General features: G+C 65.5%; 32 protein-coding genes. 20 read left to right on the forward strand and 12 right to left on the reverse strand.

What is annotated here, in order from left to right:
• Positions 1-13: 13 nt before the first annotated feature.
• The gene (locus EEB15_RS22450; protein ID WP_141512173.1) at positions 14-463 is read right to left on the reverse strand and encodes a hypothetical protein; all 450 of its coding nucleotides are present in this window, start codon (positions 461-463) and stop codon (positions 14-16) included.
• A 207-nt stretch (positions 464-670) separates the two neighbouring features.
• Between EEB15_RS22450 and EEB15_RS22455 the strand changes: the two genes are divergently transcribed.
• From EEB15_RS22455 to EEB15_RS22495, 9 genes are all read left to right on the forward strand, one after another.
• Positions 671-2,872: a DUF1631 family protein gene (locus EEB15_RS22455; RefSeq protein WP_141512174.1), complete on the forward strand. Its 2,202-nt coding sequence runs from the start codon at positions 671-673 to the stop codon at positions 2,870-2,872.
• A 163-nt stretch (positions 2,873-3,035) separates the two neighbouring features.
• A complete protein-coding gene (ettA, locus tag EEB15_RS22460; protein WP_141512175.1) occupies positions 3,036-4,697 on the forward strand; it encodes an energy-dependent translational throttle protein EttA in 1,662 nt (553 codons plus the stop codon).
• A gap of 155 nt (positions 4,698-4,852) precedes the next feature.
• A complete protein-coding gene (locus tag EEB15_RS22465) occupies positions 4,853-7,039 on the forward strand; it encodes a DUF1631 family protein (protein WP_141512176.1) in 2,187 nt (728 codons plus the stop codon).
• Positions 7,036-7,710: a phytanoyl-CoA dioxygenase family protein gene (locus EEB15_RS22470; protein ID WP_141512177.1), complete on the forward strand. Its 675-nt coding sequence runs from the start codon at positions 7,036-7,038 to the stop codon at positions 7,708-7,710. The genes EEB15_RS22465 and EEB15_RS22470 overlap by 4 nt, the downstream gene beginning before the upstream one ends.
• Before the next feature lie 40 nt (positions 7,711-7,750).
• Positions 7,751-8,218 carry a group II truncated hemoglobin gene (locus EEB15_RS22475; RefSeq protein ID WP_141512178.1) on the forward strand — a complete coding sequence of 156 codons (468 nt, stop codon included), beginning with the start codon at positions 7,751-7,753 and terminating at the stop codon, positions 8,216-8,218.
• A gap of 24 nt (positions 8,219-8,242) precedes the next feature.
• A complete protein-coding gene (locus EEB15_RS22480; protein ID WP_141512179.1) occupies positions 8,243-9,010 on the forward strand; it encodes a hypothetical protein in 768 nt (255 codons plus the stop codon).
• 33 nt (positions 9,011-9,043) lie between these two features.
• Positions 9,044-9,316 carry a DUF2164 domain-containing protein gene (locus tag EEB15_RS22485; protein WP_141512180.1) on the forward strand — a complete coding sequence of 91 codons (273 nt, stop codon included), beginning with the start codon at positions 9,044-9,046 and terminating at the stop codon, positions 9,314-9,316.
• A 3-nt stretch (positions 9,317-9,319) separates the two neighbouring features.
• Positions 9,320-9,652, forward strand: a complete 333-nt coding sequence (gene fdxA, locus EEB15_RS22490; RefSeq protein WP_141512181.1) for a ferredoxin FdxA — start codon at positions 9,320-9,322, stop codon at positions 9,650-9,652.
• Positions 9,653-9,684: 32 nt separating this feature from the next.
• Positions 9,685-9,885 (forward strand): hypothetical protein, encoded by a 201-nt coding sequence (locus EEB15_RS22495; protein ID WP_141512182.1) that lies wholly within the window; start codon positions 9,685-9,687, stop codon positions 9,883-9,885.
• A 15-nt stretch (positions 9,886-9,900) separates the two neighbouring features.
• Here EEB15_RS22495 and EEB15_RS22500 read toward each other — a convergent pair whose 3' ends face one another.
• Both EEB15_RS22500 and EEB15_RS22505 read right to left on the reverse strand, forming a co-directional pair.
• Positions 9,901-11,229: a TAXI family TRAP transporter solute-binding subunit gene (locus tag EEB15_RS22500; RefSeq protein WP_141512183.1), complete on the reverse strand. Its 1,329-nt coding sequence runs from the start codon at positions 11,227-11,229 to the stop codon at positions 9,901-9,903.
• Positions 11,230-11,237: 8 nt separating this feature from the next.
• On the reverse strand, positions 11,238-12,251 hold the full coding sequence (locus tag EEB15_RS22505; protein ID WP_141512184.1) for a P1 family peptidase: 1,014 nt from the start codon (positions 12,249-12,251) through the stop codon (positions 11,238-11,240).
• Here EEB15_RS22505 and EEB15_RS22510 point away from each other — a divergent pair.
• On the forward strand, positions 12,250-12,954 hold the full coding sequence (locus EEB15_RS22510; RefSeq protein ID WP_158290196.1) for a thiol:disulfide interchange protein DsbA/DsbL: 705 nt from the start codon (positions 12,250-12,252) through the stop codon (positions 12,952-12,954). The genes EEB15_RS22505 and EEB15_RS22510 overlap by 2 nt on opposite strands.
• Before the next feature lie 40 nt (positions 12,955-12,994).
• On the opposite strand, the gene EEB15_RS22515 is transcribed toward EEB15_RS22510, so the two are convergent.
• Positions 12,995-13,327: a hypothetical protein gene (locus EEB15_RS22515; RefSeq protein WP_141512186.1), complete on the reverse strand. Its 333-nt coding sequence runs from the start codon at positions 13,325-13,327 to the stop codon at positions 12,995-12,997.
• 121 nt (positions 13,328-13,448) lie between these two features.
• On the opposite strand from EEB15_RS22515, the gene EEB15_RS22520 reads away from it, so the two are divergent.
• The 3 genes from EEB15_RS22520 (at position 13,449) to EEB15_RS22530 (ending at position 16,047) form a co-directional block, all read left to right on the forward strand.
• The gene (locus EEB15_RS22520; RefSeq protein ID WP_233259582.1) at positions 13,449-14,279 is read left to right on the forward strand and encodes a creatininase family protein; all 831 of its coding nucleotides are present in this window, start codon (positions 13,449-13,451) and stop codon (positions 14,277-14,279) included.
• Positions 14,280-14,284: 5 nt separating this feature from the next.
• Positions 14,285-15,634, forward strand: a complete 1,350-nt coding sequence (locus EEB15_RS22525) for a hypothetical protein (RefSeq protein WP_370283817.1) — start codon at positions 14,285-14,287, stop codon at positions 15,632-15,634.
• 137 nt (positions 15,635-15,771) lie between these two features.
• The gene (locus tag EEB15_RS22530) at positions 15,772-16,047 is read left to right on the forward strand and encodes a hypothetical protein (RefSeq protein ID WP_141512187.1); all 276 of its coding nucleotides are present in this window, start codon (positions 15,772-15,774) and stop codon (positions 16,045-16,047) included.
• Here EEB15_RS22530 and EEB15_RS22535 read toward each other — a convergent pair.
• A complete protein-coding gene (locus EEB15_RS22535; RefSeq protein WP_141512188.1) occupies positions 16,044-16,688 on the reverse strand; it encodes a cation transporter in 645 nt (214 codons plus the stop codon). The two genes, EEB15_RS22530 and EEB15_RS22535, sit on opposite strands and share 4 nt — an antisense overlap.
• A gap of 73 nt (positions 16,689-16,761) precedes the next feature.
• Here EEB15_RS22535 and EEB15_RS22540 point away from each other — a divergent pair, with 73 nt between their 5' ends.
• On the forward strand, positions 16,762-17,199 hold the full coding sequence (locus EEB15_RS22540; RefSeq protein ID WP_141512189.1) for a Cd(II)/Pb(II)-responsive transcriptional regulator: 438 nt from the start codon (positions 16,762-16,764) through the stop codon (positions 17,197-17,199).
• A 36-nt stretch (positions 17,200-17,235) separates the two neighbouring features.
• Here the strand turns inward: EEB15_RS22540 and EEB15_RS22545 are convergent, their stop codons facing one another.
• Together EEB15_RS22545 and EEB15_RS22550 are read right to left on the reverse strand one after the other, a co-directional pair.
• Complete coding sequence (locus tag EEB15_RS22545) at positions 17,236-17,505, reverse strand: hypothetical protein (protein ID WP_141512190.1); 270 nt, start codon at positions 17,503-17,505, stop codon at positions 17,236-17,238.
• A gap of 3 nt (positions 17,506-17,508) precedes the next feature.
• A complete protein-coding gene (locus EEB15_RS22550) occupies positions 17,509-18,474 on the reverse strand; it encodes a glycerophosphodiester phosphodiesterase (protein ID WP_141512191.1) in 966 nt (321 codons plus the stop codon).
• 76 nt (positions 18,475-18,550) lie between these two features.
• Here EEB15_RS22550 and EEB15_RS22555 point away from each other — a divergent pair, with 76 nt between their 5' ends.
• From EEB15_RS22555 to EEB15_RS22580, 6 genes are all read left to right on the forward strand, one after another.
• Positions 18,551-19,462 carry a hypothetical protein gene (locus EEB15_RS22555; protein WP_141512192.1) on the forward strand — a complete coding sequence of 304 codons (912 nt, stop codon included), beginning with the start codon at positions 18,551-18,553 and terminating at the stop codon, positions 19,460-19,462.
• 155 nt (positions 19,463-19,617) lie between these two features.
• Positions 19,618-20,034, forward strand: coding sequence for a hypothetical protein (locus tag EEB15_RS22560; RefSeq protein ID WP_141512193.1), 417 nt, complete (start codon positions 19,618-19,620; stop codon positions 20,032-20,034).
• A 12-nt stretch (positions 20,035-20,046) separates the two neighbouring features.
• Entirely contained in the window at positions 20,047-20,550 is a 504-nt protein-coding gene (locus EEB15_RS22565) for a GFA family protein (RefSeq protein ID WP_141512194.1), read from the forward strand.
• A complete protein-coding gene (locus EEB15_RS22570) occupies positions 20,547-20,789 on the forward strand; it encodes a hypothetical protein (RefSeq protein WP_141512195.1) in 243 nt (80 codons plus the stop codon). Before EEB15_RS22565 ends, EEB15_RS22570 begins: the two co-directional genes overlap by 4 nt.
• Positions 20,790-20,801: 12 nt before the next feature.
• Complete coding sequence (locus EEB15_RS22575; protein ID WP_141512196.1) at positions 20,802-21,434, forward strand: glutathione S-transferase family protein; 633 nt, start codon at positions 20,802-20,804, stop codon at positions 21,432-21,434.
• Between the two features lie 10 nt (positions 21,435-21,444).
• Complete coding sequence (locus EEB15_RS22580; RefSeq protein ID WP_141512197.1) at positions 21,445-21,804, forward strand: DOPA 4,5-dioxygenase family protein; 360 nt, start codon at positions 21,445-21,447, stop codon at positions 21,802-21,804.
• Position 21,805: 1 nt separating this feature from the next.
• On the opposite strand, the gene EEB15_RS22585 is transcribed toward EEB15_RS22580, so the two are convergent.
• The 5 genes from EEB15_RS22585 to EEB15_RS22605 are packed head-to-tail and all read right to left on the reverse strand — an operon-like array spanning position 21,806 to position 25,402.
• Entirely contained in the window at positions 21,806-22,543 is a 738-nt protein-coding gene (locus tag EEB15_RS22585; protein WP_141512198.1) for an amino acid ABC transporter ATP-binding protein, read from the reverse strand.
• Positions 22,527-23,180: an amino acid ABC transporter permease gene (locus tag EEB15_RS22590; protein ID WP_141512199.1), complete on the reverse strand. Its 654-nt coding sequence runs from the start codon at positions 23,178-23,180 to the stop codon at positions 22,527-22,529. The genes EEB15_RS22585 and EEB15_RS22590 overlap by 17 nt, the downstream gene beginning before the upstream one ends.
• Before the next feature lie 6 nt (positions 23,181-23,186).
• A complete protein-coding gene (locus tag EEB15_RS22595; RefSeq protein WP_141512200.1) occupies positions 23,187-23,849 on the reverse strand; it encodes an amino acid ABC transporter permease in 663 nt (220 codons plus the stop codon).
• Between the two features lie 6 nt (positions 23,850-23,855).
• Positions 23,856-24,650 (reverse strand): transporter substrate-binding domain-containing protein, encoded by a 795-nt coding sequence (locus EEB15_RS22600; protein WP_141512201.1) that lies wholly within the window; start codon positions 24,648-24,650, stop codon positions 23,856-23,858.
• Entirely contained in the window at positions 24,647-25,402 is a 756-nt protein-coding gene (locus tag EEB15_RS22605) for a GntR family transcriptional regulator (protein ID WP_141512202.1), read from the reverse strand. Before EEB15_RS22605 ends, EEB15_RS22600 begins: the two co-directional genes overlap by 4 nt.
• Positions 25,403-25,529 lie beyond the last annotated feature (127 nt).

Here is a 25,529-nt window from a genome sequence, read left to right on the forward strand (position 1 = left end):
CGTGCGGCGCGCTTCACGCATGCACCAGTTGCTTCAGCTTGTTCAGGCGCAGCGCCATCAGCGGCGTGGCCTTGAGGTGCTTGCACAACAGGTCGACGACATCGGTCAGGTCCTGCATCGACTGCGCTTTCTCGATCTGCAACTGCGCCTTGATGCGGGCCGTGAATCCGAGGTCCGCCGCCATCGAGGTGGCGAGTTCGACGACGGCGCGATAGCGGTCCGATTCGCTCAGTTCGACTTCAACCGGTTTGACCTTCTCGGCCGCGTCACGCAACACCACCAAGCCGGCGGCGATCAGGTGATCGAGCGCCGGCTTGCAGCTATGCACCGGCATCATGTCCAGCAGGTCCTCCAGGTGGCGTTCACCATCGCACAGGATCAGGACCTGCCGCTGGGAAGGGGTCAGGGGATGGGCGCGGCCCTGCATTTCGCCACGGCCGGCGTCGGTTTTGACGTAAAGCATGTTGACCTCGCGCGGGTTGTTTGTGTCACATGGTCAGCATGGTTACCATTGCTTACGGATGATTGACAAATAGTGCTCAACTAGGGCAAATACCGACCCATGCCTCGATCCATGTCTCATTTGCCCCGCGCGGAGAGAGGGCGTGCCTGGAAAAAACTGGCGCCGTCGCAGGGAGCGGAGATAATCGATTTGCCTTAAAAAAGTACCATGGCCACCCTGCTGAAGCTACGACTCGGCGTCTCCGACGACCCCACCGCATTCCAGCCGTCGCTCAACGACTGCCTGGAGGCCATGCTGCAACAGGCCGACGTCCTCGTCACGGACATGCTCGAGGGGCTGATGGCCGCGACGTCGCCCAACAGCCCGCGCCGTATCGTCGGCTTTCAGCAAACCGGCACCAAGATGGCGATCCAGAACCTCGCCGGCAATTCCGTCGCCGTCACCGCCACGTACCGCGCCGAGCTCACCCGCCTGGTGTACGAAGGCGGCGGCAAAGAGCAGGTCCACGCCGAGTTGCTGCGTTTCGAGGACCTGCGCCTGTTCGAGGACGACGAGCTGGACCAGAGCATCGAGGTGGCCCGCGCCCAGCAGGAAGTGTCCCTCGCCGTCGACGACGTCCTGCCTTCGCTGGATGCGCTCGTCAGTACCTTGCTGGGCTGGCGGACCATCCAGCCGGGCCTGAACCCGTTGCGACCGGAAGTCTTCGTGCGGGCGTTGCAGACGACGCTGCTGGAGCATGTGCCGGACACCTCGGTTCGCGAAGCCCTCATCACCCCCGCGGCGGGCCTCTTGGGCTCGAACCTGCGCAAGCTCTATCGCGAGTTGTCGGAATGGCTTCGCTCCACCGGGCTCGAGCCTGCGGTGCCTGTCGGCGGAAAGGTGCAGAAGGGCACAGGCGCCGCGGGCGCGCCCGTGGCCGACTCCATGGCCAAGACGCTGCTGACGCTGGACCGCTTGCGCAAGCTCCTGCATGGCGATTTCGATGCCAAGGCCGCGCCCCGGGATTTTCTCCATACCATGCCCGCGTCGATGTCGATGCTTCAGGAGATGAAGCAGGTCGACGTGCTCGTGCAAAAGCTGGAGGCCCGGCCGAAGGCCGCACCGCCGGTCCAGGCCGTCGACATGCTGCTGGAGCCCGACAACAAGGCGCAGGAAGAGCCCGCACCCCGGCTCGGCACGCAGCTGGGCAAGGAAGTCGTGCGCCTCATGTTCGACAACCTGACCGCCGACAAGCGGCTCCTGTCCGCCTTCAAGGCGCAGCTCAAGGCAATCGAGCCGGGTGTGCTGAAGCTGGCAGAACAGGACTCGCGCTTTTTCAGCGACCGCACGCATCCCGCCCGCCAGTTCCTGGACCGCATCACGCAGCGCAGCCTGGCTTATTCCAGCGAAAGCGATCCGGGCTGGGGCCGCTTTCTCGTGACCGTGGAAGGGGCCGTGAAGTGGCTGGGCAGCAAGGTGATCGACGCCGAAACTTTCGGCGAGTTGATGGACCACCTGCATGAACAGTGGAGCGCGCACGACGTCGTCCTCAAGCACCGCCGGGAAGAGGCCGCGCGCGCGTTGCTGCACGCCGAACAGCGCAACCTGCTGGCGCAGAAGCTCGCTACCGACTTCGCCACGCAAACCGAGGGCCTGGACGTTGCCGATTTCGTGGCGGACTTCCTGCGCAATTCCTGGGCCCAGGTCGTGGCCGAGGCCCAGCTCAGCTGCGCCGACGGTTCGGACGACCCGTATGGCTACCGGGCATTGGTCGATGACCTGATCTGGAGCGTGCAAAAGAGCACTGCCACGCGCGGGCGCGCCAAGCGCCTTGTGCAAATGATTCCCGGCCTGCTGGCCAAGCTGCGGGAAGGCCTGAACCGCATCGAATACCCGCCGGAACTGACGGCCCGTTTCTTCAACAGCCTCATCACCATCCACCGGGCCGCCGTGCACGAGGGCCGCGACGCGATCAGCCAGGCCGCCGCCGATGCGGTGGAGGCGCAGGAATCGGAATTCAGCGACAGCATGGGTGCCGAGGCCGAACTGTGGCTGGACAAGCAGGAGTCCGTGGATTCCGGCTACCTGGACAGCGGGGCCCTGAAGCCCGAGCACGTGGCCAGCCCTGAGGCCATGATGGAGGAGCCGAGCGGCCCGGCCCGCGCCAACGACATGAAGACCGGCACCTGGGTCGAGCTCATCGTCAACAACAAATGGATCCGGGCCCAGCTGACATGGGCCAGCCCGCACGCGACGCTGTTCATGTTCACGTCGCAGGCGGGCACCGCGCATTCGATGTCGCGCCGCACCATGGACAGGTTGCGCGCGCAGGGCCTCATCAAGGTGATTGCCGAGCGCAACGTGGTGGACGAAGCACTCGACCAGGTCGCCAAGGCCGCGCTGAAGAACAGCCTGGACGGGAAGAACTGAGCTTCATGCCCTCTCCCTCTGGGAGAGGGTCAGGGTGAGGGCATCCCTTGCCGGCCCTCACCCCCGCCCTCTCCCAGAGGGAGAGGGGGTAATACGTGACAATCCCGCATCCCCCCGATAATCGAGGGTTTGCACCCGCAGCTCCCCCTTTAAAGAAATCCCCATGGCCCAGTACGTCTTCACCATGAACCGCGTCGGCAAGATCGTCCCGCCGAAGCGACACATCCTCAAGGACATCTCCCTGTCCTTCTTCCCCGGCGCCAAGATCGGCATGCTGGGCCTGAACGGCTCGGGCAAGTCCACGCTGCTCAAGATCATGGCCGGCGTCGACAAGGAATACGAGGGCGAGGCCACGCCCATGCCCGGCCTGAACATCGGCTACCTGCCTCAGGAGCCCAAGCTCAACCCCGAGCACACGGTGCGCGAGAGCGTGGAAGAGGCCATGGGCGAGGTCTTCGCCGCCAAGGCCAAGCTCGAAGAGGTTTACGCCGCCTATGCCGAGCCCGACGCCGATTTCGACGCGCTGGCGGCCGAACAGGCGCGGCTGGAAGCGATCATCGCCACGTCGGGGACCGATTCAGAGCATCAGCTGGAAATTGCCGCCGACGCATTGCGCCTGCCGCCCTGGGACGCGGTAATCGGCGTGCTGTCCGGCGGCGAAAAGCGCCGCGTCGCGTTGTGCCGCCTGCTGCTGTCCAAACCCGACATGCTTCTGCTCGACGAACCCACCAACCACCTGGATGCCGAATCGGTCGAGTGGCTGGAAGTTTTTCTCACCCGTTTTTCCGGCACCGTCGTCGCGATCACTCACGACCGGTACTTCCTCGATAACGCCGCCGAATGGATCCTGGAGCTGGACCGCGGCAACGGCATCCCCTGGAAGGGCAACTACAGCACGTGGCTGGAACAGAAGGGCGAGCGCCTGGCGCAGGAGCAGAAGACCGAAGAGGCCCACTTCAAGGCGCTGAAGAAGGAATTGGAATGGTCGCGCCAGAACCCGAAGGCGCGTCAGGCCAAGAGCAAGTCGCGCCTGGCCCGCTTCGAGGAACTGTCCGACGTCGAATACCAGAAGCGCAACGAGACGCAGGAGATCTTCATCCCCGTGGCCGAGCGCCTGGGCCAGCAGGTGATCGAGTTCCACAACGTCACCAAGTCCTTCGGCGACCGCGTGCTCATCGACAACCTGAGCTTCACGGTGCCGCCCGGCGCCATCGTCGGCATCATCGGGCCGAACGGCGCCGGCAAATCGACGCTGTTCAAGCTGATCGCCGGCAAGGAAAAGCCGGATTCGGGCGAGGTCGTGATCGGCTCGACCGTCAAGATGGCCTTCGTCGACCAGCACCGCGACGAGCTGGAAAACCAGAAGACCGTGTGGGAAGACGTGTCGGGTGGCCTCGACATCCTCACCGTGGGCAAGTTCCAGATGGCCAGCCGCGCCTATTGCGGCCGGTTCAACTTCAATGGCGGCGACCAGCAAAAGCGCGTCGGCACCCTATCGGGCGGCGAACGCGGGCGCCTGCACCTGGCCAAGACGCTGATTGCCGGCGGCAACGTGCTGATGCTTGACGAGCCGTCGAACGACCTCGACGTGGAAACGCTGCGCGCGCTGGAAGACGCGCTGCTGGAATTCGCGGGCAGCGTCATGGTGATCAGCCACGATCGGTGGTTCCTGGACCGGATCGCCACGCACATCCTCGCGGCGGAAGGCGATTCGCAATGGACGTTCTTCAACGGCAACTACCAGGAGTACGAGGCCGACAAGGTCAAGCGCCTGGGCGAAGAAGGGGCGCGGCCTCACCGGATGAGATACAAGGCCCTTAAATAGCGCACCTTCGGGCGCTTTTAAGTGCTCGCAGTGCAGGCGGACCGCGAAGCGGCCGCTGACTGCGAGCGGGGGCGGTGGAAGCCGGGGCGGGTTGAGCGGTCTGGCTTGGGTTTGCGGCCTGCATCGCATATGCTGTGGCCCAGGGAGAGTCATCCATGTCCGCGGCGCCCCAGAACACTACCTACCAGGCCCTCTATCGCACGTGCATGAAAGAGGCCGCCGCCCAGGGGCGCGGCCTGATGCAGCGACTGGTCCGCCGCGCCGCCATGGCCATGCCGCAGCGCGCGGCCACGCACCCGGACGAGCGCGAGCGCAAGCTGCTGGGTGAGGCGGCGCGCACCTTGCTCAAGCATGAAGGCGCCCTGTGCGAAGCGTATCCGCAGGCGCTGCTGGCCGAGTTCGCCCATGCCATTTCCGGAGACACCCGCAAGACGGGCGTGCTGAGCTTCGATTCGCTCGAGCTGATGGGCGACGACCAGATGCAGGAAAGCGTCGATCTGCTGCGCTTGCAGCAGATGGTGCTGGTCGAGGTCGAGGCTGAACTGGCCGAGCTCAACGCCCTCGTCTGCGCGGTACAGGGCCTGCGCAGCGTGCAGGCCGAGCGCAACCCGTTGCGCCCGGAAGTCTACGTGCGCAGCCTGCGGACTGTCGTGCTGCAAAGCCCGGTGCCGGCGGGTATGAGAAACCGGTGGATCCAGTTTCTCGGGGAGGCGCTGCCCCAGGAGTTGGCGAGGGCCTACCAGGAATTGTGCGTGATCCTTCGCTCGCACGGCGTAGTGGGTGCCGGCTTCACAGCCACGCCCACGCCCGAAAAGGACGAGGCCATTCAGGAATGGCGCGCGGACAGGGCCGTGGGCCAGCGCGGCGGGCTGCTCAACGTCAAGGAATTGCGTGGCCTGCTCACCGGTGAGTTGGACGGCGCGCCCGCTGCACCTCCCGTCGAGCCCTCGGCCACGTCGCCCGAGTTCCCGATGACAATGCCCGCGGCGCTTGAGGCGCTGCAGGAGATGAAACAGGCCGACCAGGTGATGAAGCGGCTGCAGCAGCGCGACGTCTCGGCCCACGGCCCGCGGGGCCTGGCCCAGGCGTTGGGCCAGGAGGTCGTCGCGCTGATGGTCGAGAACATCGCAGCCGACGCACGGTTGTTGCCACCGGTGCAGCAGTTGGTGCGCGAGTTGCAGCCCGCGCTGGAGCGGCTGGCGCTGGGCGACCCGCGGTTCTTCAGCGACCGCCGGCACCCCGCGCGCAGGATGCTGGAGCAGATGACCCAGCGCAGCCTCGCGTGGGAGTCGGTCGGGGCGCCCGGTTTCGCGGCCTTCATCGAACCGCTCCAGCAGGCGGTCGAAGTGCTGCTGTCGACGCACATCGAAGGCGCGGAGCCTTTCGACTTCGCGGTCACATCGCTCGAAGAGGCGTGGGGCGATCTGCAGCAGCGCGACCGCCACTACCGCGAGAAGGCGGTGCGCACGTTGCTGCAAGCCGAGCAGCGCAACCTGCTCGCGGAAAAGATCGCCAAGGAAATGCGCGGCCGTGCCGACGTTGCGGGCGCGCCGCGCGAGATCGGCGCGTTCATCACCGGGCCGTGGTCGCAGGTGCTTGCCCAAGCAAGGCTAGGTGACGACACCGGTTCGCCCGACCCGGGCGGATTCGCCTCAGCGGTCGCCGACCTGGTGTGGAGCGCACAGCCGCGCGTCGCATCGGCCAACACCGCGCGGCTTGCCAGGCTGGCGCCGCAGCTGATGGAAAAACTGCGCCACGGCCTGGCCACCATCGACTACCCTGCGCCCGCCGCACAGCGCTTCCTCGCCCATCTGGCCGGTGCGCACGACCAGGCCATGAACGCCGCGGCGCAACCCGGCCGGCCTGTGTCGCTTTCCACCACCATGACGAGGGAGGAACTCGAAGCGATGCTGGGCGACGAGGACAGTACGCCCGGCCCGTGGCTCGGCCCGACCGAGGCGCAGCAATCGGGGTTCCTGCCGACGCATCAGTCGATCGCGCCCCGGCCCCTGTTCCAGGAAACGCAGCCCGCTGCATGGGACACGCGACCCGGCGCGCTGACGCCCGTCGTGACCGAAGCCGGCCTGCCGCCGGGCGCCTGGGTCGAGATGATGATCGACGGCGGCTGGGCGCGCTACCAGGTCACGTGGGCCAGCCCGCACGCCACGCTGTTCATGTTCGCCAATGCCGCGGGCAAGACGCACTCGATGACGCGGCGGCTGCTCGACAAGATGCTGCAGAACGGCACCCTGCGTGTCATCTCCCGCGAGGCAGTGGTTGACGGCGCGCTCGACGCGGTCGCGCAGGCGGCGTTGCGCAACAGCCTGGACATCAGACTTTGAGCGCAACTGAACTTGCCGACCAAGGTTTCACCGTGGTTGCGGGTGCTTTGTCGCCCGCCGAATGCAACGGCCTGGCGATCGAGGTCGCGAATGCGGTTTCAACGGGCGTCGGCAGCCGGCGGCTTCTCGCCCAGGGTTGGTGCCGGTCGCTTGCGGCGCGCCTTGGTGAGAGCCCCAAATTTGCCGGACTCGTTCCGACCGGCCATGTGGCAGCGCAGTGCACCTACTTTTCGAAATCGGCCTCGCACAACTGGTTGGTGCCCATCCACCAGGACCTGAGCGTTCCGGTGGCCGAGCGAGTCGATTCGGCCGTCCTGCGCGGATGGTCCGAGAAGGAGGGCGAACTTTTCGTTCAGCCTCCCGTGGCGGTGCTCGAAAGCCTGGTCGCCGTACGCATTCACCTCGACGCGTGCACCGAGGTGGACGGCCCGCTGCAGGTGGTTCCGCGGTCCCATATGTTGGGCGCAATCGCGCCAGGAGCCGCGGCCGAAGTGCGCGCCGCGCGGGGCGCCGTCACCTGCGCGGTCGACGTGGGCGACGCGTTGGTGTTGCGGCCGCTTTTGCTGCACGCCTCGTCGAAGTCGACGGGATCGAGCATGCGGCGGGTGCTGCATTTTCTTTTCGGGCCGCCGGAATTGCCTTATGGCCTGCGGTGGCAACATGCGGTTTGACAAGCACCGCGACAAAAGCTCCAGCTGAAATCTGAAACTCATGCAAGAACAGACGCCTACTCTCTACGAATGGCTCGGCGGCATCGACGCGCTGAACCGCCTGACGACGCGCTTTTACGAGCATGTGAACGACGACGCCCTGCTGGCGCCGGTGTTCGCGCACATGGACGCGGGCCACGCAGCGCATGTGGCCGCCTTTTTGGCGGAGGTGCTCGGTGGGCCGACGGCCTACTCGGAGGCACATGGCGGCCATCCGCACATGATCCGGCAGCACCTGAACCGCCATCTGACGCAGGACAAGCGTCGGCGCTGGGTGTCATTGCTCCTCGAAACGGCCGACGAGCTGGGCATGCCCGACGATCCGGAATTCCGCTCGGCGCTGGTCGGCTACCTGGAGTGGGGCTCGCGGCTGGCGGTGATCAACTCGCAGCCCGGCGCGGAGGTGAACGCCGACGCTCCCATGCCGAAGTGGGGCTGGGGCGAGGTCAAGGGACCGTATGTTGGTTGATCAGTGAGAAGGGGTCGAGTCGATATGCGCGGTGTTCTCCTCACGCTGGCTCTGCTCGGCGCCGTGGTGTTCGGCGCCGCTTTCGTCACCTCTTTCCTGAACCCTCTGCTGGTAGAGCGGGGCGCGCGCGAAGTCATCCGGATTGAGGTAGAACGCAGGGTGGGCGAGAAGATCGAGAGCCTCTCGGCCGCTCGGATCGTGAGCTTGGGCCAGAGAGCTCTGGGCAAGACCGACGCCGAACTCGAAGACGCGAAGCGAGAACTGGCTGCGGGCATCCCCCGGAAGGTGGCTGAAGTGGTGACCGCCATGCTGAATGCGGACTGCGAGTGCCGGAAGCGGATGGCGGCAGCGGCGACAGGGGCGCAGGAAGCGCGCATCACACAGCTGGGCCAGGTGCGCGAGCGGCTGGCGGGTCTCATCGAATCCGCGTATGCCTCGGTAGCCTCGAACCTGATGAAGGAATTTCGGGTGTTCACGGGATCCAATGCCGCGGCGTTCGCCCTGCTTTGGCTGGTGACGTTTTTCCGAAAGGGGGCGGCCCTGCAGCTGTTGTTGCCGGCGGTCGTGCTAACAGGGGCGGTAGCGCTGACAGGAGGCATCTACATCTTCAACCAGAACTGGCTGCACACCATTGTGTACAGCCAGTACCTGGGGCTCGCGTATGCGGGCTATCTCGGGCTGGCGGCGGTGTTCCTCGCCGACGTGGTCATGAACCGCGCCAGGATCACCACACGGCTGGTCAACGCCTGGCTCCAAGTGGTCGGTTCCGCCGTCCAGGCTGTGCCATGCTGAGCCCCAAGTGATCGAAGCGAGGACACACGCGAGATGACCATCGAAATATCAAAGGAAGCGCGCAAGGAAGCCATTGCCTCCATCGAGCGCTACTTCCTGGAGAACATGGAGGAAAAGATCGGCAATATCGCTGCCGGTGCGCTGCTGGGCTACTTCCTCGAAGAGATCGGACCGCTCGTCTACAACCAGGCGGTGGCGGATGTGCAGGAGCGGCTGCAAGTTCGGGTGTCGGAGCTGGACATCGAGCATCACGAGGATGAGTTCCAGTATTGGCGCAAGTTCGACCGGCAGAAGAAGGGCAAGTGACCGGTGCCATTCGTCGTCACCGAATCCTGCATCCAGTGCAAGCACACCGACTGTGTCGATGTCTGCCCGATGGACTGCTTTGTGGAAGGGCCGAACTTCCTGGTCATCAACCCTTCGGAGTGCATAGACTGCTCGGTCTGCGTTCCCGAGTGCCCGGTCGACGCCATCGTCAATGCGGACGAGATCGCGGAAGGCCAACGGGCGTTCGTCGAACTCAACGAGCGGTTGGCGAATCACCCCGGCTGGAAGCCGATCAACCGGTCGAAGCCCGCTTTGCCAGACCACGAAGCCTGGGCTGGCGTCAAAGCCAAGCTTCACCTTCTGCGGCTCGAATAGCGATCCGGCGGCCGGGCGCTAACATTCCGATCATGGAAAAAAGAAGACTCCGCGTCGGCAGCGCGATCTCCCCCGAGGAGTTCGACGAGTTGTCCGACGAGCAACTCGAACGCCTGGTGCCCAAGGCCTATCGCGAATTCTTCCCGGGCAAGGACGGCTGCGCGGACGGCTACTTCTACCTGCACGACGGCACGGCCTGGAGCTTCTACAAGGGCGGCCTGCTCGACGAATAGCTGCCTGCGGCGTGACTAAGCAGTGCGCCGCTCCAGGCGCCTGCGCACCATGTTGATATTGTTGCGCAGCGCATAGAGTTCGTCGGCATACGACAGCGGCACGGTGATGCCGCCGACTTTTTCTTCCAGCGCGTCCAGCTCTTTCGCGAAGTTCTTGGGGTCGCCGCCTTCGGCCTCCATTTGCTGTTCGATCGCGCTCAGTTGCCCGTACCAGCGGAACACGCGCGAGCGGATGCGGAACGCGTACAGCGGCGGCACGATGCGCGACAGCGGCAGCAATATGGCGATGATGATGCCCAGCGCCAGCCACATGCGCTCGACCAGGTTCGCCAGCCAGAAGGAAAGGTAGCGCTGCAGGAAGGGCTGGCCGCCCTTGATGGCGCGTGCGGCCTCGCGCGACACCGGGTATTCGCTGTGCTCGATGGTCGGGAACGCCGCGGCGCGATTGAACCAGCCGGCGGGGCTGTGCACGTCGCGGGCGGCCTGCGTGAACAACTGCAGCAGGGCAGGGTGCGTGGTTTCGCGCGTCAAAAGCGCCGTGGTGGTCGCGACCAGGCGCAGGTCCGTGGGCGGCAGGTCGCGCGCCAGGTCGACCACGCCACGCGGCAGCACTACGGGCGTGAGGAACGGGAAGCGGCGCGAGTAAGCCTCGCTCTGCGCGAAGTCCATCAGCCGCACACCCGGCGTCTGCAGCAGCATCTGCACCATCAGCGATTCGGGCGCCGAAGCGAAGACGATGGCATCCATTTCCCCGGCGAGGAAGGCCACGGTGGCCGGCGTCTGCTCCAGCTGCGAGACCTTGATGCGGGACTTGTCGATGTTGTTCGCTTCGAACAGTTTGTCCATGAGGCTGGGCACGCCGCTGCCCGCCGTACCCACGTTCAGGTGCAGCCCCTGGAACTGCGTGAGCGCCGTGAGTGTTTTGGTGGCCGTGACCTTGCGCGCCGAGTCCTCGCGGTAGAACAGCCACACCGGCTCGACGAACAGGCTGCCGAGCGATTCGAGGCCGCTCTCGTCGGTGGCAGCGCGCTCGTTGGTGCCGCCTTGCACGAACCCGAGATCGGCCTTGCCTTCGCGCAGCAGCCGCAGGTTGTCGGAGGAGCCCTGGCTTTGCAGCAGCACGACCTCGATGCCGTTGGTCGCCAGCGCTTTCCGGTAGCGCCTGCCGAACTCGTCGTAGGCGCTTTGCGCCGGGCCGGTCGCCACCGTCACGCGCTTGGGTGGTGTCGGGTCCAGCCAGATGTAGGCCAGCACGAGCAGGCCAATGGCCAGCAGGGCAACCGGCCCGACGGAAATGAACAGGTCGCGCAGCGACAGCAGCGTGTAGCGGATCGTTTGGGGCACGTGCGGGGTCACAGGTCGCCGGCGGCAGGCAGGCGCAGCTTGCCGATGGTGATTCCTTGCGCGGCGCGCACTGCGCGAACCACCGCCAGCGCCACGGCTTCTGCCGCCATCGTGCCCAGCACCATCATGCCCAGCGACTTGCCTGCGCGGCCGGTGCCCAATGCGAACAGGGTGTCCCCATCCGACATCGTGTGCACCGGGTTGATGCTGCGCGCCAGCCCGTCGTGGCCCATGGTGGCCAGGCGGCAAGCCTGCGCCTTGGTGATCACGGCATCGGTGGCGATCACCCCGATGGTGGTGTTGGTGCCCGCCAGGTGCGGCTTGGGCGGCTCACCGCGCAGGAGCGCGCGGCGCGAGTCGAGAAGCGCTTTGCCGTTGCGGGTGCGCGCGCCGGCGATCGGCAGCGCCGTGTCCGGATCGATCACATCCCCGAGCGCGTTGCAGGCAATCAAGGCGCCGACCGTGACGCCATCGACCGTGACCGATGCGGTGCCGATGCCGCCCTTCATGCCACGCTCGATGCCGAATATCTTCCCGATGGCAGCGCCCGTGCCGGCACCCACGTTTCCTTCCGCAGGGGCTTTGGCCGACGCGAGTTCACACGCGCGGTAACCGGCATCCGCATCGGGGCGGATCGTCGCGTCGCCGACCAGCAGGTCGAACAGAACGGCGCCCGGCACGATGGGGAGGCGCACCGGCCCGACCGGGAAGCCCACGCCCTGCTCTTCGAGCCAGCGCACGACGCCGGTGGCGGCGTCCAGGCCCCAGGCGCTGCCGCCGGCCAGCAGGATGCCGTGCACGCGATCGACGAGGTTCGTGGGCGAGAGCAGGTCGGTTTCGCGCGTGCCGGGCGCCGCGCCGCGCACATCGACGCCGGCGACCGCGCCTTCGCGCGCAATGACGACGGTGCAGCCCGTCGGCCGGCGCGTATCCGTGAAATGCCCGACTTCGATGCCGGCCACGTCGGTGATGGCGCCGGTGCGGTGGGGCTTGCGAGACGGTGACACGGAGGAACGGACCATGAATTCATTATGCGATGCCCTTAGACTGCTCACACCATCGCAACGCTTCACCGCTCGCCTCGCCATGCCCAGCCGCCGCCGCTTCTCGCTCTTCGCCGCCTCGTCACTTCTGGCCGCGGGGTTTCCCGCCGCGGCGCAGGGCCAGCCCGTGGAGGGCAAGCATTACCAGGTGGTGTCGCCGAAGCAGCCCACCCGCGATCCGCGGCAAGTGGAGGTGCTGGAGTTCTTCGCGTACAGCTGCCATCACTGTCACGACTTCGAACCCGCGCTGGACGCCTGGCAAAAGCAGCTTCCGGCCGGCGTCGCGTTCCGGCGCATCCCTGTCGCTTTTCGCGAGGAACTGGTCGTCCACAACGAGATCTATTGGGCGATCGAAGCGATGGGCCTGGTGGAGCGGCTGCACCGGAAAGTATTTGAAGCCGTCCACGCCAGCCGCGACCAGTTGAAATCCCCGCAGGAGATTGCAGCGTTCGTCGCAAAGAACGGCGTGGATCCGACGGCGTTCATCGACACGATGAAGTCGTTCTCGGTCGCGGGCAAGGTCAAGCAGGCCTTTGCCCTGACCAACGGCTATGGGGTGGAGGGAACGCCCTCGCTCGGTGTCGACGGAAGGTGGCTCACCTCCGGGTCCATGGCTGGATCGAACCCCCGATCGCTGGGCGTGGCGGAGTTTCTGGTCGAGCTCGCCAAAACCAGCCGCTAGTCACCGCCCGGCGCTCAGATGCCGGGTGCGGGCGGCAGGGTCAGGTACTGCGCCCGGCCTCTGGCACGCGGCGGCGCCGTTTGATGATCACGACGGGGGCCGGCGCGGGATGAGCCTCCCGGCGAAGTGGCGCGCGCGGCGCCGTGCGGCGGGCAGCGTCGATGGCCCTCTTCACCTGGCCGGTGGCGAGGGGCGTCACGTGGTCGCCATTGACTTGCAGGTACTGCCCATCGGCCGTTTCGGCCAAGGCGCCGACCTGTGCGTTGCGGGCGACGCTTCCCAGCAAGCGAAAGTCGCTTCCTTCCGTGCGGGCATACGTAAACCGCGCCCAATGTTCGTCACCCAGCTGAACACGCCAGCTCTTGTCATTCATCCACGTACCTCACGAACTTCCTGTGCTGCCGGCTCGTTACGGGCAGCCTTTCCCGGTCAGGGTATTTTATCGGGGTCCCGGATCGCCGGCGCGGCGCCTCCATCTGGAATAATTCGCCACCATGCCAAAACGCACTGCTTGCGCCGGGATCGTCCTGGCCGGGCTGATGACCCTTGCGGCTCTCCCGGCCCGCGCTGCCAGCCTCCAACTCGACGACCTCACCTGGACCGAGGTGCGCGACGGCCTGCGCGCGGGCACGACGACGGTGATCATTCCCGTGGGCGGCACAGAGCAGAACGGGCCGCACATGGCATTGGGCAAGCACAACGTGCGCGCCGGGGCGCTATCGGCGCGCATCGCAGCCAAGCTCGGCCATACGCTGGTGGCGCCGGTGCTGGCTTACGTGCCGGAGGGCCGCATCTCGCCGCCCACCGGCCACATGCGCTTTCCCGGGACGATTTCGGTGCCGGAAGACGCTTTCGCGGCGGTGCTGGCGGGCGCCGCGCGCAGCCTGAAGCAGCACGGATTCCTGGACATCGTCTTGGTAGGCGATTCCGGCAATTACCAGGAGCAGCTCAAGAACGTGGCCCAACGGCTGAACCGCGAATGGGCGTCGGGCCCGGCTCGCGCGCATTACATCGCGGCCTACTACGAGGCCGCGACAACGGATTTTGCGCAGTCGCTGCGCGCCCGTGGCATTGACGGCCAGCCGGGCGGCACTCACGCCGGCGTCGCCGATACTTCGCTCATGATGGCGATCGACGCCTCGCGCGTTCGGGCCGACCGCCTGAAGGCAGCCGACGCCGCCTCGCCGGCTCTCGGATTGGGAGGCGATCCGGGCGCCTCCAGCGCCGCGCTGGGGCAAGTGGGCGTGGACATCGTCATCGACAAGACAACGGCTGCCATCCGGCAGGCCATCGCCGTGCGCAAGCCGGCCGCAAACAAGGAGTGAATGGAATGAAAGTGGGCAGTAACAGGATGGCGGCGCTGGCCGCGGCGATGGCGCTGGCAGGCAGCGCGTGGCAAGCAGGCGCGCAGCCGGCATCGGCGCCCGTCAAGCCGGGTTCGGCGGTGGCCAGGCCCGCATCCGCGGCGGCGAAGCCTGCGTCGGCGCCGGCCATCGTCACCATCCCGGGCATGCCGCCCGTAGTGGATCGCAACAACCTTTACAGCGAAACGGTCGCGGGACGCCTCGCGCCTGCCGTCGTGGGCGCGCTGGAGCGTGTCTACGTGCCTAACCGCAGCAGCCGCACGGTGTCGGTGATCGACCCGGCCACCATGAAGGTGGTGGACACGCTGAAGGTCGGCATCGACCCGCAGCACGTGGTGCCTTCGTGGGACCTGCAGACGCTGTGGGTGGCCAACAACGCCGAAGGCCGCAAGGACGGCAGCCTGACGCCGATCGACCCCAAGACGGGCAAGACGGGCCCGAGCATCCCCGTGGACGACCCGTACAACCTGTACTGGTCACCCGATGGCAAGTACGCCATCGTGGTCGCCGAGGCCTACATGCGGCTGGATTTCCGCGACCCCAAGACGATGAAGCTGGAGTTCTCGATTCCCACGCCGGAGTGCGCGGGCATCAACCATGCCGATTTCTCCATCGATGGCCGCTTCGCCCTCTTCACCTGCGAGTTCGGCGGTGCGGTGTCCAAAATCGACATGGTCAACCGCAAGGTGATCGGCACGATTCGGCTTTCGCCCAAGTTCGATATGCCGGGCGTGCAGGAGAAGCTCGAGCAGGAAGCCGCCAAGCGCGACAAGCAGATGCACGCGATGGGCCACTCGCACGGTGGCGCGCCGGCGCGGGGCAGCCTGTTGGGCATGCCGCAGGACGTGCGCGCCTCGCCCGACGGCAAGCGGTTCTACATCGCCGACATGGTTGCGGACGGTGTGCACATCGTCGACTTCGAGTCGTTCCGCCAGGTCGGCTTCATTCCGACGGGCGTCGGCACGCACGGGCTGTACCCGAGCCGTGACGGAAAATTCCTCTACGTGGCCAACCGCGGTAGCAACAAGATCCGTGGCGGCAAGTCCGGCAAGGGCAGCGTGACGGTGATCGAGTTCGCGACCGAGAAGGTCGCCGCCACCTGGTTCGTCCCCGGCGGCGGCAGCCCGGACATGGGCAACGTCAGCAACGACGGCAAATGGCTGTGGCTGTCCGGCCGCTACGACGACGAGGTCTATCGCATCGACACGTCGAATGGCGCCATGGTGAAGATCAAGGTCGGCCGTGAGCCGCACGGCCTGACCGTGTGGCCGCAGCCGGGCCGCTATTCACTCGGGCACACCGGCAACCTGCGCTGAGTTGTTCAGGCGGCAGGACAAGTCCTACAGGTGGACCCCGCGGTCCGCCGACAGCTTTCCCGTGCCGAGCTTCCTACAGTGAGTGTCTCGTCGGCGCCGCCGGCGGATCATTCGACACGCCCCAGAGGAAGCACACCATGAACACAGAAACCAGCGACAGCATGACCAGCATGAACGGCCCCGGCGTCACGGCCACCCTGAATGGCAACGCCAACGTGGTCCACCGTGTGGCGCAAAAGGCCCACGAGACCGTGGACAAGCTCGAACACACGGTTGCCACGGGCAGCGAACGCGTGATGTCGATGCAGGAAGAGTACGGCAGCTATGCCCGCGAGCACATCAAGGCACACCCCCTGAGCACCGTGGCCGGCGCGTTCGTGGTGGGCATGCTGCTCGGCAAGATACTGCGCTAAGTACCCCGGGCGAGTTCCTTGCGGGCCTGGCCGAAAACCGACCAGCCCGCACTGAGCGCCAGCCCCGCCATCACCGCCGCCACGCCCAAATCGGGCCACGGCGTGCCGGTGCCGAACACTCCCAGCGCCGCCAGCATCACCGCCACATTGCCGATCGCATCGTTGCGGGTGCACAGCCACACGCCGCGCATATTGGCGTCACCCTCGCGCCAGGCGTAAAGCAGCCCCGCCACGCCGAGGTTTGCGGCGAGCGCCATCGCACCCACTACCCCCATCGTCAGAGCCTCGGGCGCGACGCCCTGCGTCGCCGCCCACACCGTCTTGCCCAGTACGAAGCACCCGAAGGCCAGCATGCTCACTGCCTTGACGAGTGCTGCGCGGGCGCGCCACACTGCTGCCAGGCTGAGCACGGCCAGCGTGACGGCGTAGTTCGCCGCATCGCCGAAGAAATCGATGGCGTCGGCCAGCAGCGACACGGAGCCGGATCGCAACCCCGCGGCGATCTCGATCGCGAACATCAGCGCATTGACGGCCAGCGCGATCCAGAGCACCTTGCGGTAGCCGGGGGCGGATGGGTCGCCCGTGGCGTGATGGTGGCCGTGGCTGTGATCGTCGTGGTCATGATGGCAATGGGCGGACATGTGTTTCCTGTTTCCTTCAGGGCTATTGGAAACCCTGGAGCCGCTCCAGGGTCAAGCGGCTTAGGATGGCGCCATGAAGATCAGTGACCTGAGCCGCGCGACGGGCGTCGACGTGGACACCATCCGTTACTACGAGAAGGCGGGCTTGCTCCCCGCGCCCGCGCGCGAGGGCAACGGCTATCGCAGCTATGGCGACGGGCATCTCGAACGGCTCGCCTTCGTGCGGCATTGCCGCGCCCTGGATATTCCTCTGGCCGATGTCAAGCGCCTGCTGGACTTCGTTGGCGGCGCGCGCGACGAAAGCGGCGACATCGACGCGCTCATCGCGTCGCAGCTGCTGCGGGTGCGTGCCCGGCTGAAGAGCCTGCGCGCGCTCGAGCGGCAGCTGGTGGGCTTGCGAGACAGCTGCGACGCGGACCACGCCCGCCATGAGTGCGGCATCCTGCAGGAACTGGTGGCGGCGGCGCACGGCGAAGCCTGCGCCTGCCATCCGACGGCCGGGGCACGATGAACGCCGCACTGCCGTTGCCACGCATCACCGCCACGGTCATTGCGCCGGGAGCTTGGCCCGGGCCTTGGTGATCCAGAGTTGCAGGTTGTCCAGCATGCCGTCCTGGCTGAACGAGCAGCTCTCCCCACTGAAAAGGGCGCTGGATTCCAGGCGGTCCAGCAGGTCGTCCAGTACCTGGCGGTAGGCCGGTGGCAGCGCTTGCAGCAGTGCCTCGTGGTCGCGTGCCTGCGCGCAGAAGGCCTGCGCACCCACCTCGCCGCGGCGCAACCGGTCCAGCGTGGTTTGCAGGGTGTCGAGTTCCTGCATGGGTCAGTTTTTCGCGATGGGCGCCGGCAGCGCCATGCCGCGTGCCCGCATCACGGTGCGCAGACGGTCGGGATAATCGGTGATGATGCCGTCCACGCCCCAGCCGATCAGCCGTTCCATGTCGGCGGGGTTGTTGATGGTCCAGGGAATCACCTTCAAGCCCAGCGACTGGGCTTCCTTGACGAGCGGCTCCGTGACCGCGCCGCCATTGGGCGACCACACGGCGCCGCCGGCGGCCTTGACCATCTTGGGCGCACTGCCGAAATCCGCGAACTTCAGGCCGGCCGTCCATTCGCCCGACTGCAGGTTGTCGTTGTTGGCGGTCTGTACCGAGAGGTAAACGGTGGGGATCGCCGGCGCGAGCTGCTGCACCAGCTTGAGCGTGCGCCAGTCGAAGCTCTGGATCGTCACGCGCGATGCCATGCCTGCTTCGCTCACCACCTTCAGCAGCGCGCGCGTCATTTCCTCGGGGCCCAGCGTGTCGCCCGGCTGCGACGGGTTGATCTTGGTCTCGATGTTGAAGCGCACGTCCTTGGCGCCCAGCGCCTTGACGCGTTCGAACAGGGCCGCCAACGTGGGCATGCGCGTGCCGTCGCGGGGCTGCTGCGAGTCGAAGGTTTTGGCGTAGGCCGATTCGGGATTGACACGGCCGATGTCATACGCCTGCAGTTGCGAGAACGTCAGCGACCGAAGCAGCGGGCCTTTGGTACCCGGCAGCCATTGGCCGGCTGCGTCGCGCGTGATCGCCGGATTGAGGTGCGGATCATGCGCGATGACGACCAGACCGTCGGCCGTCACACCCACGTCCAGCTCCAGCGTGGTGACGCCGATCTCCAGCGCCCGCTCGAACGCCGGAAGGGTGTTCTCCGGCGCGTTGCCGCGCGTGCCGCGGTGGCCTTGGAGGTCGAACGCGAAAGCGGGCAGGGCCAGTGCGGCGGCCAGCAGGAGAAAGGCAGAGATGTTTCGCATAGGTCCATTTTGCCGCGCGCTGAGGCGATGTCGATATCAGAGCAAAATCAGGACGTTACAACTGTCGGAGTAAGGGATGCGAACCGTGCTAGGAATCGCGATAGCGCTGCTTTGCGTGGGTGCCGTTGCATCATCGGAACCGCGAAGCGGGGCCTCCAAAAACTCTGCGCATCCACTAGGCAATTTCACGAGTGGGAGTCAGGCTAACGATCAGCCGATCGGCACCAAGAACGCACCGATTTTCATAGAAGGATTGATCGTCACCAGGCCGAGCGAGAAGGAAACACAACGCGAAGAGAAGGAGAATAGGGACAAATCAGCGAACGATACCTTGGCAATCCGAATAAATGGCTTGACCGCGCTGTTTACTGGCTTGGCGTTTCTGACTGCACTTGGTCAAGTCTTTCTGTTCTACAAGCAACTTCGCTATATGCGCGAGAACTTGCGGGATGCCAAGACGGCCGCTGATGCCGCGAAATCCAGTGCCGACGTTGCACGAGAGGCGCTGGAAAAGCTGGAGCGGGCAATTGTTGTGCCGACAAGAGTTACTTACTATTGGCATGGAGACACGGACAGACCTGGGAAGTTTTGGTGGTCATTTCATCCCGCGGTAAAAAATGCTGGGCGAACACACACGGTGGACATGCGAATGTCCTTCAACTCGGTCCTTAGGGATAGCCCGATTCCCGAAGACTTTGAGTTCTCCTATCTGACACCACCGAGACCACTGAACTTGGGCCCTGAGATGCTCGCAGAGTGGGGAGGACACGGCATTTCGGCAACAGACGAAACACTCATCGCCATAAGGGAGGGAAAGAAGTTCTACTACTTCTGGGCGGAGTTTTCGTACAAGGACGTATTTAGCCAACAGCGCCATCTGACGCGCGTTTGCTATCAAATTGGAGCAGTCCTTGGCGATCCGGCTAGCCCTCTTGAACCTCACACTATCAGCTTCGCCATACACGAACAGTACAACGAAACAAGCTAACGCTTGGACCGCTCCGAACACACATCCTGTACCCGAAGGTTGCTTTGGAGTCTGACCGACACTTGCCCGCGGCGGGCTGGGCATTGCCCGGATAGCGCCTTCCACCTACACTGCGCGCTGTTCGGCACGGCTTTTTCATCACGAGGTGACTGGTAATGAACAAGAAATTCGTGATCGCCTGGGTGGCTGTCTTCGTCGCCTGGATGGCGGGCAGCTTCGTCGTCCATGGCGTACTGCTCCATGCGGACTACGCGGCGCTGCCGAATCTGTTCCGCCCGGAGGCGGACGCGCAGAAGTACTTCCCGCTGATGATCTTCGCGCACGTTATCCTGTCCGGCGCCTTCGTGTGGATCTACTCGCGCGGCGCCGAGGCCAAGCCCTGGCTGACGCAGGGCCTGCGTTTCGGTCTGGCGGTCGCACTGCTGACGTCGGTGCCCATGTACCTCATCTACTACGTGGTGCAACCCATGCCCGGCGCGCACGTGGTCAAGCAGATCGTGTTCGACAGCATTCTCCAGCTGGTGTTGGGTGCGCTGGTGGCCTTCCTCTACCGCGACGCCAAGGCGGCCTGAAGGAGCCTGGCCATGGCATCGATCTTCCCGCTGGAAGGCGGTTGCGACTGCAAAACCGTGCGCTACCGGATGGAGACGCGCCCTCTCTTCGTGAACTGCTGCCACTGCCGGTGGTGCCAGCGGGAGACCGGCGCGTCGTTCGCGCTGAACGCGATGATCGAGGCCGACCGCGTCACGTTGCTGGGCGAGGAGCCCGAAGTGGTCGACACGCCCTCGGCCAGCGGCCAGGGCCAGAAAATCGCGCGCTGTCCAAAGTGCCGCATCGCAGTGTGGAGCAACTATTCGGGCGCCGGCCCTTCCGTTCGCTTCGTGCGCGTCGGCACGCTGGATGAGCCTGACCACCTGCCGCCGGACATCCACATCTTCACCGGGACCAAGCAGCCTTGGGTGATGCTGCCTCCGGGCACGCCAGCCGTGGCCGAGTACTACGACCGCAACGAATACTGGCCTGCCGAGAGCCTGGCGAGGCGCGAGGCGCAGCTGGCGAAGATCGCGGCGGCGAAAGCGGGTGGATGATCGCCTTGCGATTTCATCGCTGGTGGCTTGCGATGGCCTGCGCGTTGCTGACGCCATGGGTGGGTCCGCACGTCGACAGGTACCTGCCACTCGGTGGGCTGCTGCTTCGAGTACGCACAGAATCACCCGATGCCGCGTTCTGGATCATCGCGGCGCTGCTGCTTGCCGTCGCCTATGGAGCCTGGTTCGCCCTGTTGAGCGTGCTGTCGGCATGGCTCGCACGCCGGCGCCGGCTTTGAAATAATCGCGCCATGTACACACTCTATGGAACCCGCGGCTCGGGCTCGGCTGCTGTCGAGATGGCGCTGGAGCTGGCGCGCTTGCCGTACCGCATCGTCCGGGCGTCCGAGTGGGAGCCGGACTCGGCGCTGGATGAGCTGCGCAAGGTCAATCCGCTGGGCCAGATCCCGACGCTCGTGACGCCGGGCGGGCAAGTGATGACCGAGAGCGCCGCCATCCTCATCCACCTGGGGCTCGACGCCGCCGGCCCCGGGCTGTTGCTCCCGGTGGATGCAGCGGCACGCGCGCAGGCGATACGCGGGCTGGTCTTCATCCCCGCCAACTGCTATAGCCGCATCACCGTCATCGACTACCCGCAGCGATTCACCATCGCAGCCGACGAGAAGGCGCTGGACGCGATCCGGCAGGGCACACGCAAGGACTTGCATCGCAACTGGGAAGTCTTTGCCGACACGTTCACCCGCCAGCCGTTCCTCTGCGGCGACACGCCGGGTGCGCTGGACTGTCTCGCTGCGGTCGTGTCTCGATGGTCGGGAAGCCGTGCGCACCTGCGGGAGCACCGGCCCGCTTTCCATGACGTGCTGATGCGCATCGAATCGCATGAGACACTCGCGCCGGTGTTCAAGCAGCACTGGGACAACTGAGGTTCAAACCATGCCGCGCCGTCCGCAAAACATCCACAAGGCGTATCACGCCCACGTCTATTTCGACGCCGCGACGGTGCCGCGAGCACGCGCGCTCGTCGCCGAAGCGGGTGGGTTGTTCAGGGTGCAGGTCGGGCGCGTTCACGAAACCGAGGTCGGCCCGCACCCGCGCTGGAGCTGCCAGCTCGCATTCAGCGCGGCGGAGTTCGACAAGGTGATTCCATGGCTCGACGCGCATCGCGACGGCCTCGACGTCTTCGTGCATGGCCTGACGGGCGATGACCTCGCCGATCACACCACGCACGCCTACTGGCTGGGTAACGAGTGGCCGCTGAAGCTGGAGATGTTCACGCGCGGTGCGGCCACCTGACTCAGTCGTGCAACGACGACAGGAACTGTTTCAGCTCCGGCGTCTGCGGATCGCCGAACAACTGCTGCGGCGGGCCCATCTCATGAACGCGGCCCTGGTGCATGAAGATCACGCGGTCGCTGACTTTGCGCGCGAAGCTCATTTCGTGCGTGACCATCAGCAACGTCATGCCTTCCACCGCGAGGCTCTCGACCACGCGCAGCACTTCGCCCACCAGCTCCGGGTCGAGCGCGCTCGTGATTTCGTCGCACAGCAGCACCGCCGGTTCCATCGCCAGCGCGCGGGCGATGGCCACGCGCTGTTGCTGGCCGCCGGACAATTGGTCGGGCATCGCGTCGAACTTTTCGGCAAGGCCGACGCGCTCCAGCAGCTTCTTCGCCAGCGCAGTGGCGCCAGCCACGTCCTTCTTCTTCACCAACGTCGGCGCCAGCATGATGTTGCGGCCGACGGAGAGATGCGGGAACAAGTTGAAGCTCTGGAAGATCATGCCCACGTGCTGGCGCAACTCGCGCATGGCGGCGGGGCTGTCGTGCAGCAGGGGTTTGCCGTCGACCGTCAGCGCGCCATCCTGGAACGTCTCCAGGCCGTTGATGCAGCGAAGCAGCGTGCTCTTGCCCGAGCCGCTCTTGCCGATGATGGCGATGACTTCGCCGCTTTCGACTTTCAGGTCGATGCCCTTGAGTACCTCGTTCGTCCCGAAGGACTTGCGCAGGGCGGTGATTTCAACGATGGGCCGCATTCATGCGCCTTTCCAGTTGCTTCGCGTAGAAGCTGATGGGGAAACACAAGCCGAAGTAAAGCAGCGCGACGCAGCTGTACACGACGAAGGGCTTGAACGTGGCGTTGGTGATCATGGTGCCGGCCTTGGTCAATTCGATGAAGCCGATCACCGAGGCCAGGGCCGTGCCTTTGATCACCTGCACCAGGAATCCCACGGTGGGCGGGATCGCGATGCGCGTGGCTTGCGGCAACACCACGTGGCGCAGCTGCTCCCCGAAGTTCATCGCCAGGCTCTGCGCGGCTTCCCACTGGCCCTTGGGGATGGATGCGACGCAGCCGCGCCAGATTTCCGTGAGGAAGGCGCTTGTGTAGAGCGTCAACGCCAGCGCGGCGGCCACCCAAGGCGAAGTGTTGATGCCGAAGAGCGCGATGCCGAAGTACGCCAGGAACAGCTGCATCAGCAGCGGTGTGCCCTGGAACAATTGCACGTAGCCGCTCACGAAGCGCTGGGCCCAGATCGATGGAGTGAGCCGCATGATCAGAAGGGCCAGGCCCACCAGCCCACCGCCGATGAAGGCGATCAGCGACAGCGCGACGGTCCAGCGGCCGGCCAGCAGCAGGTTGCGGAAGATGTCCCAGACGGTGAATTCGACCATATTGTCCTAGCGGCCGAAAAGAAAACGCGGACCGAGCCAATTCAAGAGCCGCCGCACCGCGATCGACAGCACCAGATAGATGCCGGTGGCGATCAGGAAGGCTTCGAACGCGCGGAAGTTGCGGCTCTGGATCAGGTTGGCGGCGTAACTCAGTTCCTCGGTGGAAATCTGTCCGCAGACGGCCGAACCGAGCATCACGATGATGATCTGGCTGACGAGCGCCGGCCAGACTTTGCGCAGCGCCGGCGGCAGCACCACGCGGATGAAGATCTGGGCCCGGTTCATCGCCAGGCTCAGCGCTGCTTCGATCTGGCCGCGTGGCGTGGCTTCGATGCCCGCGCGGATGATCTCGGCGGCATAGGCGCCCAGGTTCACCACCATGGCGATGATCGATGCGGTCTCGGGCGAGAGCTTCACGCCCGCGGCCGGCAGGCCGAAGAACACGAAGAACAGCTGGACGATGAAGGGCGTGTTGCGGATCAACTCCACGTACACGCCCACGACCGTGCGCAACCACGCGCCTCCGTACGTCCGCGCCCAGGCGCAGGCGACGCCGACGACGACCCCGATGACGGCCGAGATGACGGTGAGGCCGAGGGTCCACACCACGCCCTTGAGCAGCATGCGCCACTCGACGAGGATGGAGAGGAAGTCGAAGGTGACGCGCATGAGTTATTAGTTGGGCAGATCGCCGGCCGGACGCCCGAGCCACTTCATCGCCATCTTGTCGATGTCGCCGTTCTTCTTGGCATCGGCCAGGATCTCGTTGACCTTCAGGCGCAGCTTGTCCTCGCCCTTGCCCACACCGATGAAGTTGGGCGAATCCTTCAGCACGAACTTGTATTCGGTACCCAGCTGCGGATTCTTGGCCATCATGTTGCCGGCCACTTGCGCGCTGGTCGCGACCAGCTGCGTCTGGCCGGCGACGAACGCGGAGACGGTGGAGTTGTTGTCCTCGAAGCGGCGCAGCTCGGTGGTGGGCGGCGCGACCTTGGTCAGCTCCATGTCGTCGACCGAGCCGCGCGTGACGGAGATCGACTTGCCCGCCATGTCGGCCGGCGATTTCACGGCCAGAGTCTTGGGGCCGAACACGGCGATGAAGAAAGGCGAGTAGGCGGCGGTGAAGTCGATCACCTTTTCGCGATCGGGATTCTTGCCCAGCGTGGAAATCACCAGGTCGGCCTTCCTGGTCTGCAGGTAGGGGATGCGGTTGGCCGAGGTCACCGACAGCAGTTCCACCTTCACGCCCAGCTTGCCGGCGATGTAGTTGGCCATCTCGATGTCCAGGCCCTGCGGCTTCAGGTCGGTCCCGACGAAGCCGTAGGGCGGGAAGTCGGTGGGGATCGCGATCTTGATCTCTTTGGACTTCATGATGTCGTCGAGCGCCGTCTGCGCCTGCGCGGCACCGCCGGCGGCCACCAGCGCGGCGGCGGCCAGGGCGATCGAGAAACGCCGTTTGCTGATCTTCATAACACTTCTCCTAGGTAGGTCGAACGGGACGCCCGCGCTTTGCGGGCTGGGGATGATTCGCTTGTATGCAACTCTTGTGCCTTGCCTTTGAGCGGGGCCAGGGCTTGGCGCAGCTTGGCCAGCGGGTCGGCGTCGCCGGGCATCTGCAGCTTGACCTGCCAGGTGGACAGGTGGGCAGCCATGAGCTGTTCGGCCTTGCGCAGGTCGCCGGCTTCGAGCGCGGCGACGATGTCGACGTGCTCGGCGCACGATTGCGCGGCGTCTTCCGGCGACTGGTAACGCATCGCGATGAGCGTAGTGCGGGCGGTGAAGTCGCGCAGCGTTTCCGCCAGCAGCGAGTTGCCCAGGCACTCGGCCAAGCAGACGTGGAAGTCGCCCAGCAGGAAACTGCGCGCGCCAATGTCGGTGCCCTTGACGGCGGCTTTCTGGCGAGAGATGTGGGACCGCAAACGGGTGATGGCCGACTTGTCGACCTTCTTGGTGCTGCGGATCAGGCCCGTCTCGATCACGCGGCGGGCCTCGAAAGCCTCGCGCGCTTCATCTTGCGAAGGCTCGACGACATACCAGCCGCGCCGGGCACTGACGGTGACGATGCCGCGCGCGGCCAGGCGTGTCAACGCTTCGCGCACGATGGTACGGCTGCAGTCGAACAGCATGGCCAGCTGCTGCTCGCCCAGGCGAGAACCCGGTTCGAGCTTGCGCGCCATCACGGCTTCGAGGATGCGGTCGCTGATTTCGGACGAAGTGGCCATGTTTCAATGTATAGCAGTTCTCGTGCCATTGGTATACAAGACTTGCGCACCAAAACAGGGGTTTCCCGGGGGTCGGACGCCCGACGCGCACCAGCTTGGTTCGATCGAGGCCCCTATCATGGGCATC

Source organism: Ramlibacter sp. WS9, from assembly GCF_003797765.1.
Taxonomy (GTDB): domain Bacteria; phylum Pseudomonadota; class Gammaproteobacteria; order Burkholderiales; family Burkholderiaceae_C; genus Ramlibacter.